At 67.8% G+C, this 15,043-nt stretch carries 15 protein-coding genes; 7 read left to right on the forward strand and 8 right to left on the reverse strand.

The features are described from left to right. Positions 1-77: 77 nt before the first annotated feature. Positions 78-1,286 (reverse strand): MFS transporter, encoded by a 1,209-nt coding sequence (locus EYE40_RS10195; RefSeq protein WP_240034788.1) that lies wholly within the window; start codon positions 1,284-1,286, stop codon positions 78-80. 36 nt (positions 1,287-1,322) lie between these two features. Between EYE40_RS10195 and purU the strand changes: the two genes are divergently transcribed. The 4 genes from purU to nagA are packed head-to-tail and all read left to right on the forward strand — an operon-like array spanning position 1,323 to position 4,246. Beyond that, positions 1,323-2,180 (forward strand): formyltetrahydrofolate deformylase, encoded by an 858-nt coding sequence (gene purU / locus EYE40_RS10200; RefSeq protein WP_130981839.1) that lies wholly within the window; start codon positions 1,323-1,325, stop codon positions 2,178-2,180. Further along, positions 2,177-2,791, forward strand: a complete 615-nt coding sequence (locus EYE40_RS10205; protein ID WP_130981840.1) for a hypothetical protein — start codon at positions 2,177-2,179, stop codon at positions 2,789-2,791. Before purU ends, EYE40_RS10205 begins: the two co-directional genes overlap by 4 nt. 44 nt (positions 2,792-2,835) lie before the next feature. Continuing rightward, positions 2,836-3,087: a hypothetical protein gene (locus EYE40_RS10210; protein ID WP_130981841.1), complete on the forward strand. Its 252-nt coding sequence runs from the start codon at positions 2,836-2,838 to the stop codon at positions 3,085-3,087. A gap of 40 nt (positions 3,088-3,127) precedes the next feature. Continuing rightward, positions 3,128-4,246, forward strand: a complete 1,119-nt coding sequence (nagA, locus tag EYE40_RS10215) for an N-acetylglucosamine-6-phosphate deacetylase (protein WP_240034789.1) — start codon at positions 3,128-3,130, stop codon at positions 4,244-4,246. 36 nt (positions 4,247-4,282) lie between these two features. On the opposite strand, the gene EYE40_RS10220 is transcribed toward nagA, so the two are convergent. The 7 genes from EYE40_RS10220 to EYE40_RS10250 form a co-directional block, all read right to left on the reverse strand. Then, positions 4,283-5,056, reverse strand: a complete 774-nt coding sequence (locus EYE40_RS10220; RefSeq protein ID WP_130981843.1) for a glucosamine-6-phosphate deaminase — start codon at positions 5,054-5,056, stop codon at positions 4,283-4,285. Next, positions 5,049-5,957 carry an ROK family protein gene (locus tag EYE40_RS10225; RefSeq protein WP_130981844.1) on the reverse strand — a complete coding sequence of 303 codons (909 nt, stop codon included), beginning with the start codon at positions 5,955-5,957 and terminating at the stop codon, positions 5,049-5,051. Before EYE40_RS10225 ends, EYE40_RS10220 begins: the two co-directional genes overlap by 8 nt. Beyond that, positions 5,954-7,369 (reverse strand): beta-N-acetylhexosaminidase, encoded by a 1,416-nt coding sequence (nagZ, locus tag EYE40_RS10230; protein ID WP_130981845.1) that lies wholly within the window; start codon positions 7,367-7,369, stop codon positions 5,954-5,956. The genes EYE40_RS10225 and nagZ overlap by 4 nt, the downstream gene beginning before the upstream one ends. After that, a complete protein-coding gene (locus EYE40_RS10235; RefSeq protein WP_130981846.1) occupies positions 7,366-8,262 on the reverse strand; it encodes a carbohydrate ABC transporter permease in 897 nt (298 codons plus the stop codon). Before EYE40_RS10235 ends, nagZ begins: the two co-directional genes overlap by 4 nt. Beyond that, a complete protein-coding gene (locus tag EYE40_RS10240; protein WP_130981847.1) occupies positions 8,259-9,248 on the reverse strand; it encodes a carbohydrate ABC transporter permease in 990 nt (329 codons plus the stop codon). The genes EYE40_RS10235 and EYE40_RS10240 overlap by 4 nt, the downstream gene beginning before the upstream one ends. Before the next feature lie 121 nt (positions 9,249-9,369). Beyond that, positions 9,370-10,632 (reverse strand): extracellular solute-binding protein, encoded by a 1,263-nt coding sequence (locus tag EYE40_RS10245; protein ID WP_130981848.1) that lies wholly within the window; start codon positions 10,630-10,632, stop codon positions 9,370-9,372. A gap of 66 nt (positions 10,633-10,698) precedes the next feature. After that, the gene (locus EYE40_RS10250; protein WP_130981849.1) at positions 10,699-11,949 is read right to left on the reverse strand and encodes an ROK family transcriptional regulator; all 1,251 of its coding nucleotides are present in this window, start codon (positions 11,947-11,949) and stop codon (positions 10,699-10,701) included. 281 nt (positions 11,950-12,230) lie between these two features. On the opposite strand from EYE40_RS10250, the gene EYE40_RS10255 reads away from it, so the two are divergent. The 3 genes from EYE40_RS10255 to EYE40_RS10265 are packed head-to-tail and all read left to right on the forward strand — an operon-like array spanning position 12,231 to position 15,035. Then, positions 12,231-12,671: an FMN-binding protein gene (locus EYE40_RS10255; RefSeq protein ID WP_130981850.1), complete on the forward strand. Its 441-nt coding sequence runs from the start codon at positions 12,231-12,233 to the stop codon at positions 12,669-12,671. Beyond that, positions 12,643-13,533, forward strand: a complete 891-nt coding sequence (locus tag EYE40_RS10260) for an FAD:protein FMN transferase (protein ID WP_130981851.1) — start codon at positions 12,643-12,645, stop codon at positions 13,531-13,533. The genes EYE40_RS10255 and EYE40_RS10260 overlap by 29 nt, the downstream gene beginning before the upstream one ends. Then, complete coding sequence (locus EYE40_RS10265; protein WP_130981852.1) at positions 13,530-15,035, forward strand: FAD-dependent oxidoreductase; 1,506 nt, start codon at positions 13,530-13,532, stop codon at positions 15,033-15,035. The genes EYE40_RS10260 and EYE40_RS10265 overlap by 4 nt, the downstream gene beginning before the upstream one ends. Positions 15,036-15,043: the final 8 nt, after the last annotated feature.

Below are 15,043 nucleotides of genomic sequence, written 5' to 3' on the forward strand. Positions count from 1 at the left end.
GATGCTTGGGTGGGAACGTATCGCCGTCCGCGGGTTGCCGCTCCGGCAACCTTTCCAGAGTACCCGACCGCGCCGGATCAGGCCGGGGTGGCCCGCCTCGCCCGTGCGGCCCGCAGCGCGTCGAAGCCGAGGAACACCACAACCCCGGCGAGCAGGAGCGCGATCTCGAACAGGGGAAGCGTCGCGAGTCCGACGCCCTCGAGCACCAGTCCGCCGACGAGCGCACCCGCGCCGATCCCGAAGTTGAAGGCCGTGGTCTGCAGGGCGGCGGCGAGGTCGCGCATGCGGAACGAGGCGGTGTGCAGCATCCGGGTCTGCAGCATCGCCGGCAGACCGCCGAACGACACGCCCCAGACGATGAATGCCGCGACGACGACCACCTGGTTGGCGGAGGCGAGGGCGAGCACCAGAACCGAGATCATCACCAGGATGCCAGCACCCACGAGTCCCCGGCGCGGGTAGCGGTCGGTCACGAGGCCCGCCAGCACGAGGCCGACGGCTCCGGCACCACCGAAGAGGAAGAGCATAAACGGCACAACGTCGGGCTCGAACCCGCCCACGTCGATCAGCCACGGTGCGATGTAGGTCGAGAACAGGTTCTGTCCGCCCAGAATGAAGAGGATGACGACGCACAGCACGAGCACCCCGCCGAGGCTCTTGTCCTTGCGCAGCGGCAGCGCGATCTCCCCGGTGCGCAGCGGAACATGGTGGTTTACCGGTGGCAGGTAGCGGATCACGACGATCGCGAGCACGGCGACGACGCCCGCGATGATCAGGAACGCCGCCCGCCAGCCGAGGGCGTGACCGAGCGCGGTGCCGACCGGAACACCCAGTACAAAGGCCGCGGATCCGCCGCCCGCCGTGATCGCGACGGCACGGCCTAGCTGGTGCTTCGGCACGAGGTGCGCCGAGTAGGCGGCGACGACCGCCCAGAACAGGCCGTGCGCGAGCCCACCGAGGATGCGCGCACCGACGAGGATCTCGTAGCTGGGTGCCACCGCGGCGAGCGTGTTGGCGAGGGCGATGACCAGCAGCACAACGACCACGAGCGACTTGCGCGAGTAGCGGCGGGTCAGCGCGGCGAGAGGCGTTGTGGCGATCACAACGGTCGCGGCGAAGATCGTGACCAGGTAGCCGACCGTCGAGAGGCTCACGTCGAGCTCTTCCGCCATCTCGGGCAGCAGGCCGGTGGGCAGGAACTCGCTGGTGACCGAGACGAAGATGGCGCCGGCGAGAGTCAGCAGTCCCACCCAGGGGAACGGCTGCTCTGCCTGCGTCTTCGACATCATTCCAGCGTAGCCGCCGCCCACTACTCTGGAATCGTGTCCGAGAACTCAACGCACTGGATCCTCACCCTCGTCTGCGAAGACCGGTCGGGCATCGTCCACGCCATCAGCGGCGCGATCGTCGAGGCCGGTGGCAACATCACCGAGTCGCAGCAGTTCTCCAGTGACGACACCGGCACCTTCTTCATGCGCCTGCAGGTCGAGTCCGGGGTATCCCGAACCGACTTCGAGGCGGCGCTCGCCCCGGTGATCGAGCGCTACGGAATGGACTGGACTCTCGACGTGGTCGGCCGCCCGTTGCGCACGCTCGTGCTGGTCTCCAAGGCCGGGCACTGCCTCAACGACCTGCTCTACCGGCAGCGCGCCGGGCAGCTCACCGTGGAGGTACCGCTCGTGCTCAGCAACCATGGCGACCTCGGCTCGCTTGCCGCGTTCTACGACGTTCCGTTCGAGCACCACCCCGTTGTCTCCGCGGGGCAGAAGCTCGCCTTCGAGCAGCGGGTGCTCGAGGTGGTCGAGGAGCACGACATCGAGCTCGTGGTGCTCGCGCGCTACATGCAGATTCTGTCACCCGAACTGTGTGCCGCACTGTCGGGGAAGATCATCAACATCCATCACTCCTTCCTGCCCGGCTTCAAGGGCGCGAACCCCTACAAGCAGGCGCATGCGCGCGGCGTGAAGCTCATCGGCGCGACGGCGCACTTTGTGACGAGCGACCTCGACGAGGGTCCGATCATCGAGCAGAACGTCGTTCGTGTCGACCATTCGCGCACGCCCGCCGAGCTCGTGGCGATCGGCCAGGACGAGGAAAGCCGCACACTCACGCAGGCCGTCAAGTGGTTCTCGGAGGATCGCGTGCTGCTCGACAGTGCGCGCACCATCATCTTCAAGTGAGTCGGGGCGCACCCTCGCGTCGTGCCGTCGTCGGCACGGTGCTCATGCTTCTCGCCTACGTCGGGGTGGGCATTGCCACGACGGCCCACCGGTACGTCATCTTCCAGACCCTGCTGGGTGGGACGACCGACCACGCGCTGGTCTACCGACTGGTGTTCCTGGCCGAAACGGCCACGCTCGTCGTCTTCGCGGGAGCGCTCGTGCTGCACCTGTTCGCGCGACGATGGTGGTCGACTGTCCTGTTGATGCTCGCGGTCGCGGGAATGGTCGTAGCGGTCTTCCTCAATCGCCCACCCCGTCGTGGGTCAAATCGCGCCCACAACGAGTTCGTGGAGCAGCTGGGCGTCATCCTCGGCGACAACGCCCTGGCGTCGACAGTCTTCGATGCGTCGGTTCACGCGACGTTCGTCGTCGTGGTCGCGGCACTCGTGACGACGGCATGGGCATTCGGCCTGCGCTTCTACCGGGAGTGGAACATCGCTCCCGGCTCGGGCGCGATGGAGCGGGCCGTCTTCAGGGCGACCCCGTTCGTGATGTGGCTCTACCCGTTCTGCCTCATCGCCGTACTCGTCTTCAATGCGAACGTGGGTGCCGAGGTCTCCCTGCGCTAACCCTGTGACCCCCGTACAGGGGTAGACCCAGTAGGGTACTGGGTATGACTCAGGTTAAGCGCTCCCTCGTCCGCACCGCCACCGCTCTCGTCTTCGGAACGGCCCTCGCGGTCTCCGTGGCCATGCCCGCCTCCGCGGTCGTGCACACCAACGAGTACTACACGTCGAAGGCGAAGTGCGTGACCTCGGCCGAGTGGTACACGAACCACGGTTGGAGCATCGTTGTGTATTGCGACGTCACCGCCTCGAGCGGCGGCGTCGCTCACCAGTGGTACAGCCTGTTCCAGCGCGGATAGCCTTCGCGATTTGCGTGCCCGGCGTCACTACGCTGGGCACGTGACTGTACTGTTCGAGAACGCCCGGACGATCTACGGCGAGCCCCTCTGGCTGCTCGTCGACGCGGGGCACTTTGTGTCCACCGGCTCCGGTGATGCTCCGGATGCCACAGCTCGCGTCGACCTCGGTGGCCGAGTCGTCACCCCCGGCTTCATCGACCTGCACGCGCACGGCGCGGGCGGTCACGGCTACGACAGTGGACCGGACGAGATGCGTGCGGGCGTCGCCGTCCACCGCGCGCACGGCACGACCCGCTCGCTCGTGAGCCTCGTGGCGAACCCGCTCGCGACCCTGCGCACCTCGCTCGCGACCATCGCCGAGCTGAGCAGGACTGATCCGACCGTGCTCGGCTCGCACCTCGAGGGGCCGTTCCTCGCCGCGGATCGCCGTGGCGCCCACAACCTCGACTTCCTGCGCGACCCTTCGCTCTCCGACATCGATGACCTGCTGGCTGCAGCCGACGGCACCCTCCGTCTGGTGACACTCGCCCCGGAGCTGCCGGGTGCGATGGAGGCCATCGACGCGTTCGTCGCGGCCGGAGTCACCGTTGCGATCGGGCACACCGAAGCCTCATACGACCTCGCTCGCGAAGCGTTCGACCGCGGCGCGTCGATGCTCACGCACGCGTTCAACGCCATGCCGGGCATCCACCACCGCGCGCCCGGACCGGTCGTGGCCGCGTTCGAGGATGAGCGGGTGACGCTCGAGATCATCCTGGACGGGCAGCACGTGCATCCCGATGTCGCTGCATTGGCGTTCACCGCCGCCCCTGGCCGCATCGCGCTGGTCACCGACGCGATGGCAGCGGCCGGCTCGACGGATGGCGACTACACCCTCGGCTCCCTCACCGTCAGTGTCGTGAACGGGCTCGCGGTGTTGCGCGGCACCTCGACGATCGCCGGTTCGACGCTCACGCAGGATGCAGCACTGCGCATCGCCCTCGACCGCACCAGCATCGCCCCGGCTGCGGTCGTCGCGGCCCTCAGCTCGACACCGGCTCGCGCCATCGGCCTCTCCGACCGGTTCGGGATGCTCGCCGCCGACTACCCCGCGGACTTCGTGGTGCTCTCTGACGACCTGGCCGTCGACGAGGTCTGGGTGGCGGGGTCGCGGCTCTAGCCTCCTCGGCGTGGTCTTGGCGGCGGCGCGATTCTCCTAGCTCCAGCGCTCCCAGTCGAACCGGTTGTCCCAGGCGTAGCGGTAGTAGTCGGCGTGCTCGAGGTCGGCCGCGGCATCCTCGTCCAGGATCACCGTGACCCGCGGGTGCAGCTGCACCACAGAGCCCGGCGTGCCCGCCGAGACCGCACCCTCGAGGGCAGCCGCTACGGCCGCGGCCTTCGCCGAGCCGAACGCGAGCAGCACGAGGTGCCGGGCGCGCAGGATGGTGCCGAGTCCCTGCGTGATGCAGTGGGTCGGGACATCCTCAAGAGAAGGAAAGAATCGCGCGTTGTCGATGCGGGTCTGCTGGGTGAGAGTCTTCACGCGCGTCAGCGACGCGAGGGACGACCCGGGCTCGTTGAAGCCGATGTGGCCGGTGCGACCGATCCCCAGGATCTGCAGGTCGACGCCGCCGGCCGCCACGATCGCGTCCTCGTAGCGCTCCCCCGCGCCCTGCGCCGGGCCGTCATCGCCGGGCACCCGTACGAGCGACGGCGTGAGGCCGAGCGGCTCCACCACCTCGCGCGTGATGACCGAGCGATAGTTTTCGGGATGACCCGCCGGCAGCCCGACATACTCGTCGAGCGCGAAGCCGCGCACGCGAGAGAGGTCCAGAGAGAGGGCCGCGAGCGCCTTCCACGTGGTGAGCGGTGTCGAGCCGGTGGCCAGCCCCAGCACGGAATCGGCACGGGACGAGACCTGTGCCGCGATCGCGTCTGCGGCGATCTCGCCGGCCTCCGCAGCGGACGGAACGATGACGACTTCAGCCACGAGGAGCTCCCAGATAGGCGGCACCGAGCGCCGCAACCGGCGAGCCCTCGGGCAGGCGGCGCAGGCGCTCGGGCAGCCCGAGCGAATCGATGAACGGCGAGCTGGCGGCCCACGTGTCGAGGATCGCCGTGACGCCGCCCAGCACGCGGTCGCCCAGGTGGCTGATACCGCCGCCGATGACCACGAGTTCCACATCCACGGTCAGCACAAGGATCCGCACCGAGGTCGCGACACCCTCGAACAGGCGGCGGCGGATCTCGAGCGCTCGCGCGTCACCGGCGTCCGCGGCATCCAGCACCGCACTGACCGCGTTGTCCTCGCCGGTCGCCCACTGCCGGGCGATGCCCGAACCCGAGGCCATGACCTCGAGCCCGCCGGGCTGGCCGTCCAGGTCGAGCGGGCCGAGGGGGTCGACGAGGATGTGGCCGATCTCGCCGGCCGCACCACGCGAACCGCGCCAGAGGGAACCGCCGAGCACCAGCCCCGCGGCGAGACCGGTGCCGAGATTGAGGTAGCCCATCGACGAATCGGCGGGCAGGTCGAGCAGGTGGAACGCACCGAGCGCGGCAGCATTCACGTCATTCTCGACGCGCACGGGGGTGGCGAAGCGGTGCGACAGCTCAGCGCCGAGGTCGAGGTGCTCGACCCCGAGGTTGAGGGCGTGCGTCACGCGCCCGGCGCGCGAGTCGACGGCGCCGGGAATGCCGACCCCCACGGTCGACAGGTGTTCGAACCGGATGCCCGCCGCCGACACCAACCCGGTGACAGCCTCGACCGTGCTCTCGAGCACAGCTGCGGGACCCCAACCGGTCGGCAGCCGCAGCTTCTGGGCGATGCTGCCGTCATCCGCGAGCAGCACGGCCTCCGTCTTGGTGCCGCCGATGTCGATGCCGACCCTCACCGCGCTTCCCTTTCCAGCCAGGCCTCGAGGGCTGCGCCCGCGTGCCGCGACGCTCCGAAGGTGGCGACGTCGGCGTAGGCGCGGGAGTCGTCGGGCCAGCCCATGTCGACGACGAGCACTGACGGGTTCGCTTGCCGCTCGCGGTCGATGAGGTCGCGCACCCAGGCGTGCCGGTGGTTGTCCTTGCCGACGAGCACGAGTTGTCCGCCGGTCGCGGCCAGCTCCTCGCCCGAGCCGGTGCGCGCATCGAAGCGCGGACCCCACGGCGCGACCCCGATCGCGATGTTGGCGACGGTCTGCAGGGCGACGAGAGTGCGGTCGTGTTCAACGCTCACTCCCGCGCGCACGTCGAACGCGGCGGCGCTGCGCTCGAGGTCGAAGCTGGGCTCGTCGGCGGTGGTCGCAGGGATCGGGAGCGCGTCGGCCTGAGCCGCGAGCTCGCGCGCGAGGGCGATGTTGCGGGAAGCTGCATCCTCAAGCCGCGCGGACGTCAGGCGACCCGTGCTCACCGCCGTCTGCAGCGCGTGTTCGATCGCGTCGAGCTGCTCGTCGGTGTTGTCCGTGCCGATGCAGAGCAGGTCGCAACCCGCGGCGATCGCGAGCACGGCGGCCTCAGGGATACCGACCTCGCCGCTCGCCCCCGCCATGTCGAGGGCGTCGCTCACGATCACGCCGTCGAAGCCGAGGTCGCGGCGCAGGAGGTCTTCGAGGACGATGCGCGAGAAGGTCGCGGGGCCGCTCGGATCGACCTGTGGAAGAAGGATGTGCGAGGTCATGACGGTGCGCGCACCGGCCGCGACGACCGCCTCGAAGGGCGCGAGTTCGCGCTCTCGAAGGGCAGACAGCGGCAGGTCGACGACGGGCAGGGCGAGGTGCGAGTCCTGGGCTGTGTCGCCGTGGCCCGGGAAGTGCTTTGCGCTCACTGCGACACCCGTCGACTCGTGCCCACGCACCCATGCGGCGCTGTGGGCCGCGACGAGGGCCGCGTCGCTGCCGAAGCTGCGCACCCCGATGACCGGATTGTCCGCGTTCGAGTTGATGTCGACATCCGGAGCAAAATTGAGGTTCACACCGGCGAGACGCAGTTCCCAGCCGACCTGGCGGGCCACCTGCTCGGTGTAGTCGAGGTCGTTGATGCGACCGAGGAGGGCGTTGCCCGGGTACGGAGATCCCTGGTCGTAGTACAGCCGGGTTACATCACCGCCCTCCTCGTCGATCGCGATGAGGGAATCTGGATTCGCCTCGCGGATCGCTCCGGTGAGCTCGCGCAATTGCTCGCGCGACTCAATATTGTTGCCGAAGATGCACACTCCGGCTAGGCCGTTGCGCAGTCGCGCAGCCAGCCATTCGGGAAGCTCCGTGCCGACGAAGCCGGGGAGCAGGACCGCGGCAGCGTTTGTCGAAGGGGTCATCCCTTCACCGCCCCGCTCACGAGGCCCGAGCTCATTCGCCCCTGCACGATGAGGAAGAAGATGATCACGGGGATCGCCATGAGCGTGGAGCCGGCCATGATGCCGCCCCAGTTGGTGGTGCCGTTCGCGATCTGGAACGTGCGCAGCCAGACCGGCAGGGTCATCATCTCGGGTCTCGAGTTCACGACGAGCGCGAGCAGGAACTCGTTCCAGGCCTGGATGAAGGCGAACACACCGGTCGCGACGAGCCCGGGGGCGAGCAGCGGGAAGGTGATCTTCCAGAAGGCGCCGGCGCGGGAGAGGCCGTCGATCATGCCGGCTTCCTCGAGGTCGATCGGAACGCCGTCGACGAAGCCGCGCAGGGTCCAGATGGTGAACGGCAGCACGGTCGCGATGTAAACGATCGAGAGACCGGCGATCGTGTTGAGCAGTGACCAGCCGTCGAGCAGGCGGTAGGTGGCGACGATCATTGCCTCACCGGGGATCATCTGAACGATCAGGATCGCGAGGATGAAGCCCTTACGGCTCTTGAACCGGAAGCGCGTGACGGCCAGCGACGCGAGGAACGCGAAGATCAGCGCAACGATGACCACGATGATCGTGACCATCAGCGAGTTGCCGAGCGCCGGCAGAAACTCCGAGCGCGTGGTGTCGAACAGCACGGTGTTGTAGTTGCGCAGCGTGAAGTTCTCGGGCCAGAACTGCACGCGAGAGCCGATGATGTCGCTCGTCGGCTGGAACGACGTCTGCACCATCCAGTAGACGGGGAACACCGAGAGGATGAAGATGCCCACCGCAGCGGTGCTGAGAACCGTGGAGAGAACGCGCTTGGGGGCGCTGACGACGCGCTTGCGGCTGATGACGCGGGCGGGGGTGGCGGTGGTGGCGCTCACACTTCCTCCTTGATGGTCTGACGGACGTAGTAGAAGGAGATCGCCATGAGGATGATCACCGTGATGACGGCGATGGCGCCACCCGTGCCGTACTCACCGTTGGCGAGCGAGGTCTGGTAGATGTACACACCGAGTGTCGAGGTCTGTTCCCGGATGCCGCCGATGCCCTGCAGCGCGAACACCTGGGTGAAGACGCGCAGGTCCCAGATCACCTGGAGGATGAAGACCACGAGGAAGATCGAGCGGAGGTAGGGGAACACGATGAGGGTGAAGCGCTTGAAGCCGCTCGCGCCGTCCAGCTGCGCGGCCTCGATGACCTCCTCGGGCACCTGGGTCAGGCCGGCGTAGACGGTGAGCGCCACGAAGGGCACGGCTCCCCAGACGACGATGATCGTGAGCACGAGGTAGAAGCTGAGCGGATCGATGAGCCAGGAGTGCCCGATGTAGTCGAGCCCCAGCAGTTCGGTAAAGACGTAGTTGACGACGCCGTGGCTGGTGTCGAACATCCAGCCCCAGACGATGGTCGCGGTGAGGGCGGGCATGGCCCAGGCGAGCAGGAGCCCGACCGAGACGAGCAGGCGGAAGAACTTGCTGAGCTTCGTCATGAGCAGCGCGATGAGCGTTCCGAGCACCATGGTCAGTGTGACTGCCACGAGGCAGAACAGCAGGCTGCGGATGAGCACGTTCCAGAACTTGCCGTCGTTCAGAATCTCGACGTAGTTGTCGAAGCCGACGAACGGGGCGGGAGCGCCGAAGACCTGGGCGCGCCCGTACTCCTGGAACGACATGATGAAGAGCTGGATGAGCGGCCAGCCGACGACCACCGCGAGGATGACGAGCGACGGAACCAGCAGCATGTAGGGGGTGAGTCGCCCCTGGCGACGGCGTCGGCGGTTCGCCGGGGCCGGCGTGGGAGTCGGGGCAACGATGTGCTCTCCGTCGACTCCGCTCGGCACAGTCACCGCTGTCTTGCCGATCGTGGTCATGGTGTGCTCCGTTAAGATTGGGGGTGCCCCGAGTTCTTTCCTAGGGCGATGGGCAAAGAGCAGGGTGCCCGGCGCGACCATGCACGGTCACGCCGGGCACCCTGTTTCTCACTGGCTGTTATTAGCCGTTGAGGATCTCGTTGATGCTCTTGTCGAGTCCCTCGGCGAGCTCCTTGACGTCTCCGCCCTGAGCGATCTGCACGAAGAAGTCGGTCAGGACTCCGGATGCCTCGACCTCAGCCCACTTCGGCGAAGCCGGGGTGAGGCGAGCGTTGCCGGCGGCGGCCGAGATCGCCTGGGCGACCTCGTCGGTGCCGAGGGTGTCGGCGAGCGACAGCTTGGCCGGAACGAGTCCGCCCTTGCCGTAGATCGTCTGGAACTCGTCGCTCAGGATGATGGCAAGTGCCTTCTTGGCGAGGGTCGGGTGAGCCGACTTGGCCGAGACGGCGATGTTCGATCCACCGGCGAAGACCTGTGCGGCTCCTCCGTCGACGCCCGGGAGGGCGTAGACGCCGAGGTTCTTCTCCTGGTCGGGGCAGCCGGGTGCTTCTGCGTCAGCAGGAGCGAGAATCGACCACTTGACCCACGACGGCGCGGAGAGCTGGATGGACTTGCCCTCACAGAAGTCGACCTGGGGGTTGTCCTCCTTGCCATCCTTCGCAGCCTTCGAGGCCTTGATCATGACTTCCTGAACCTGCTCGAGACCCTTGATGGATCCCTCGGAGGAGAAGCCGGCTGTCCATTCGCCATCCTTGAACGTGGCGATGTCGCCACCGTTCTCCCAGATGTACGGGAGGGCGTTGTACCAGTCCTGTCCGGGCCACCAGATTCCGGACTTGCCCGGGTTCTTGGTGGCGAGCGTCTCACCGTTGGAGATGTACTCGTCGAGCGTCGTCGGCACCTCAAGACCGGCGGCTGCGAGCGCATCCTTCTTGTAGAAGACCAGGCGAGCGCCGGAGTACAGCGGTGCCGCGTAGAACTTTCCGTCGTACGAGCCGGCCTCGACGAAGCCGGGCAGCAGGTCGTCGCCGCCGAGGTCTTCGTAGTCGTCGGTCAGGTCGAGGAACGCGCCGGCCGACGTGAACGCCGCCGCCTGCGTGTTTCCGACCTCGACCACGTCGGGGCTGTCGCTACCCGAGAGGTTCGTGGTCAGAAGGTCGACGAGTCCGGGCCAGGCCTGCTCCTCGATCGTGAGGGTCGAACCGGGGTTCTCCTTCTCGAACGTGGTCTTCAGGTAGTCGCGGGCATCCTGCGGCGTGTCGGTTCCGACGAGCCAGACGCGAATGTCACCGGTCTCCGACTCTGCCGGAGCTCCTCCGCCGGCACAACCAGCGAGAGCGATGGCAGCGACGACACCGAGTGCTGCGAAGCTGAGTTTCCTCATCTTGTTGCATTCCTTTCCTAGGGCGATGGTGCCGCGACTCGTGTCGGACACCCCTTGGTGCTGGGGTCAGGAGACCCCGAGTTGACCGGAGAGGACCATGACGGCTGCGCCGCGCATGACTATGTCCTCACCGAGCGTTGTCATCCGAAGAGTGAGATCGCCATGGAACTCGGCCATCGTCCTCGCGCGGAGTGTCTCGATAGTCGCCTCTGCAAGCGGGCCATCAAGTAGTTCGGTCGGACCGCTGAGCACAACCTCTGCGAGGTTGAGCGCTCCGACCACGGGTGCGAGGGCAATGCCGAGGCGCTGCCCCGCTTCCCGAAGAATCGTGTTCTGTTCTGTCTCTGAGGATGCCGCGGCGAGCGCCGCGCGCAGCCGCGGCGTTGCCAGCCACGTCTCGAGGCAGCCGTGCTTGCCGCACACGCATTCGGCGCCGCCGTCAGTTCCGACGACGACGTGCCCGATCTCGCCCGCGGCGAAGCGGCTGCCGAACAGCGGTGTGCCGTCGAGAAGCAGTCCGGCTCCGACACCGTGGCCGACCTTGATGAGCATCATGTCCGCATTGGCGTCACCGAAGGAGTGCTCAGCGAGGGCTGCGGCGTTGGCATCGTTGCTCACAAGCACCGGCACACCGAACCGTGCGGCGAGGATCTGCTGCAGGGGTTCGTCGCTCCAGCCGAGGTTAGGGGCGCTGAGCACTACGCCCGCGAGATCCACAACACCGGGCGACCCGACACCCACACCCAGCACGGGGAGGGTAGCCCGGGCCACGAGGGACTCGACGAGTGCGATGACGGTTGCTGTTGCATCCTCGCCCGTCGCACCGGCGAGGGGAAGTTCGGCGCGCTCGAGGATCTGCCCGTCGAGGTCGAGCACCGCACCGCGGAACGTCTCGTAGGCGCTCAGGTCGATGCCGATGATCTGGAACGCCTCGCGGTTGAGGTCGAGGAGGGTGGCCGGCTTGCCGGGGCGGGCGTCTTCACGCTGGCCGGTCTCGACGACGAGGCCCTCGAGGATGAGGTCGGCGACCAGGTCGGAGATGGTGACGCGAGTGAGGCCGGTCTCGCGGGCGATGTCGGCGCGGCTCTGCTGGCCTTCGGCGTACAGAGTCTGCAGCACGAGGGCCCGGTTGTGGCCACGAGCGTGTTCGGGAAGCACCTTGGTGCTGGGGCGCAGAGCGCGGCCCGTCGAGTACCCTCGGGCTCTCCCCGCGGCGTAGCTAGCCGTTGCGCTTGTCGCGAAGCCGTTCGCCGGGGCTGCCGGTGGGTTCACCGGAGTTCCGACGGAAGCGCTTCGCTGCACTTCCGATGCAGTCATGTTTGTTAGTAAACCTTACGAACAAACTTTACCGCAAGGTTTGTTTGGACGCTTTACATACTCGTTACATGACGAAACGCATCCGAAATCCGTGCCGACCACCCCTGTCTACCCCGGCTCGACATTAGGAAACCTTCATCTCGAGCGGCCACTCACCCGGGATTCCGGGGCAGGGGCCGCGCATCCACAGGTCTCTCACAGGGGAACCAAAGCTAATTCTTCGCGGGTCGGGCATGCTTGGTGACAAGTCACCCATCACTCCCGCAACAGGAAGCGACCCCATGAAGACCTCGACGAAAAAGACCACGTTCGCCGTTCTGGCCGCCGTCTCCCTCCTCGGCACGGTGACCGGTTGCGCCGCCGCCGCGACCCCCACCGACACCGGCTCCGACGCGGGCACCGACACCGGCAGCGCGAGCGACGCCCCCTACGCCGACGGCACGTACGAGGCCTCGGGCGACTACCAGTCCCCCAACGGCATCGAGACCGTCGATGTCACCATCACCCTCGCGGACGACACCGTCACCGACGTTCAGGTCGTCGGCCACGGCCAGGCACCCGAGTCCCGCGAGTACCAGGGACAGTTCATCGACGGCATTGCGGCCGAGGTCGTGGGCAAGGACATCGATGAGATCTCCGTCGACCGCGTGGCCGGGTCATCCCTCACCAGCGGCGGCTTTATGAAGGCCCTCGATGCGATCAAGGCTGACGCCCTCGCCTAGGCTCCCCCACCGGCTGGCCTTCGAGGCCATCGGGGCGCCGTGGAGCATCGAGACGGCCGAACCCGTCGACCCTGAGCTCGCGGCGGCCATCGACGCACGCATCGAGAGCTTCGATCGCACCTGGTCGCGGTTCCGTGACGACTCACTCGTCTCCCGCATCGCGCGCGAGCCGGGCGTCTACCGGCTGCCGCCCGAGGCGGGTGCGCTGCTCGACGTCTATCGTGCGCTGTATGAGGCGACGGATGGCGCGGTCAGCCCGCTCGTCGGTCGATCACTCGAGCGGCTCGGGTACAACAGCGCGTACACCCTCCGTGACAGCGGCGAGCGCGGCCCCGCCCCCGAGTGGAGCTCAGCGCTCGCCTGGGACGGCGAGTCCCTCAGCGCACTCCGACCCGTCACGCTCGACGTCGGCGCCGCAGGCAAGGGCTACCTCGTGGATCTCGTTGCCGCCCTCCTGCGCGAGGCCGGCCACACCGAGTTCGTGGTGGACGCGAGCGGCGACCTCGCGCACGCGGGCTCGGAACACACCCGGGTCGGGCTGGAACATCCTCTTGACGCCACAAAGGCGATCGGGATCGCCCTCGTCGGCAACCAGGCTCTCGCCGCCTCGGCCTCGAACCGCCGAGCGTGGGGAGACGGGCTGCACCACGTGATCGACGCGACGACCGGGCTTCCGACCAGCAACGTCATCGCGACCTGGGTCGTCGCTCCGACCGGGCTGCTCGCCGACGGTCTCGCGACCGGCCTGTTCTTCGCCCCGGCGGACTCCTTCTCGGCCCTGGGGCCGTTCGAGTGGGTTCGGATGTTCTCGACCGGTCGAGTCGAGCACTCGCCCCACCTGCAGGGAGAATTGTTCCTATGAGAAAAGCCAGCGGATTCCTCGGCGCCGTCACCATGTACAAGCTGGTGCTGGGGCTGCTCATCGCACTTTTCGCGCTCTCGCTCGTGCTGTCTCTTCTCGGGGTGCTGCCATATGCGCCGCTCGCGATCCTCGCCAGCTGGGCCGTCTCGGTCGGCGTGAGCGTGGGGTCGAGCTGGGCATTCGGCCGGGCGTTCGGCGCCAAAGCGCATCTCGAGTCGGCGGCCATCACCGGCCTGCTGCTGCTGTTCATCCTGCGCCCGGAGCTCTCCGTCGAGAGCCTCCTGATCCTCGCCCTGGCCGCGTTCCTCGCGAGCGCCTCCAAGTACCTGCTCGCGGTGCGCGGACGCCACATCTTCAACCCCGCTGCCATCGGCGCCGTGCTCGTGACCGCCACGGGCCTCACCTTCAGCGGATGGTGGGTGAGCAGCCCGGCGATGCTCCCCCTCGTCGCGATCGGCGCCTTGCTCATCCTCTATCGCACCCGCCGCTTGGCGATGGGGCTGACCTTCATCGGCACGGTGCTCGTCATCGACGTGGTGCTGTCGCTGACCCGCGGCCTCACCGTTCCCGACGGGCTGAGCCTCGCCATCCTGGGTACGTCGACCGTGTTCTTCGCGGGCTTTATGCTGAGCGAGCCCCTGACCCTTCCGCCGCGCAGGATGCAGCAGCTCGCCCTCGCCGTCATCGTCGCGCTGCTGTTCGCGGTGCCGTTCAACCTGCTCGCCGTCTACTCCAGCCCGCAGCTCGCCCTCGTGATCGGCAACCTCTTCGCGTTCCTCGTCGGCCAGCGCCGCGGCCTGCGGCTCATCCTGCTCGAGAAGACCCAGCTCACCCCGACCTCGTGGGAGTTCAGCTTCCAGCCGTCGCGGCCCGTGTTCTTCCACCCGGGACAGTACATGGAGCTCGGGATCCCGCACGCGAGCGCCGACATCCGCGGCCAGCGTCGCATCTTCAGCATCTCCTCCGCGCCGGGCGAGGGCGCTCCCGTGAGCATCGCCATCAAGGTGAGCCCGCGCTCGAGCAGTTTCAAGACGGCGATGCTCGCTCTCGAACCCGGCGAACGCGTCTACGCGACCTCGGTCGGCGGGGACTTCCTGCTCCCGAGCGACCCCGCCGTGCCCGTGCTCCTCGTCGCGGGCGGCATCGGCGTCACGCCGTTCGCGAGCCAGCTCGCGCACGCGACCTCGGCCGGTGAGCAGCGCGACATCGTGGTCATCTACGCCGTGGCTGCGGGCGAAGAACTCGTCTACGCCGAGCAGCTCACCGCGAGCGGCGCGCGCGTGCTCGTCGTGTGCCCCGAACCTCCCGTCGCGCTGCCTGAGGGCTGGGAGTACCTCGGCAGCCGCCGCATCGACGCCGACCTGCTGCGCGAGGCGGTGCCGGATCTCGCCGACCGCCACGCCTTCGTCTCCGGCCCGCCCGCGCTCGTCACGGGAGTGCGCCAGGCCCTCCGCACGGAGAAGGCCCGACGCGTAACCACCGACTACTTCAGCGGCTACTAGCCCGCGCG

The sequence above is a fragment of the Glaciihabitans arcticus genome, assembly GCF_004310685.1.
GTDB classification, from domain to species: Bacteria; Actinomycetota; Actinomycetes; order Actinomycetales; family Microbacteriaceae; genus Conyzicola; species Conyzicola arctica.

Bases quoted from the DNA above. Each gene is read 5' to 3' on its own strand.
- EYE40_RS10195 (WP_240034788.1), bottom strand. From the start codon at position 1,286: ATGTCGAAGACGCAGGCAGAGCAGCCGTTCCCCTGGGTGGGACTGCTG.
- EYE40_RS10210 (WP_130981841.1), top strand. From the start codon at position 2,836: ATGACTCAGGTTAAGCGCTCCCTCGTCCGCACCGCCACCGCTCTCGTC.
- nagZ (WP_130981845.1), bottom strand. From the start codon at position 7,369: ATGACCCCTTCGACAAACGCTGCCGCGGTCCTGCTCCCCGGCTTCGTC.
- EYE40_RS10240 (WP_130981847.1), bottom strand. From the start codon at position 9,248: ATGACCACGATCGGCAAGACAGCGGTGACTGTGCCGAGCGGAGTCGAC.
- EYE40_RS10245 (WP_130981848.1), bottom strand. From the start codon at position 10,632: ATGAGGAAACTCAGCTTCGCAGCACTCGGTGTCGTCGCTGCCATCGCT.
- EYE40_RS10250 (WP_130981849.1), bottom strand. From the start codon at position 11,949: ATGACTGCATCGGAAGTGCAGCGAAGCGCTTCCGTCGGAACTCCGGTG.
- EYE40_RS10255 (WP_130981850.1), top strand. From the start codon at position 12,231: ATGAAGACCTCGACGAAAAAGACCACGTTCGCCGTTCTGGCCGCCGTC.
- EYE40_RS10260 (WP_130981851.1), top strand. From the start codon at position 12,643: ATGCGATCAAGGCTGACGCCCTCGCCTAGGCTCCCCCACCGGCTGGCC.
- EYE40_RS10265 (WP_130981852.1), top strand. From the start codon at position 13,530: ATGAGAAAAGCCAGCGGATTCCTCGGCGCCGTCACCATGTACAAGCTG.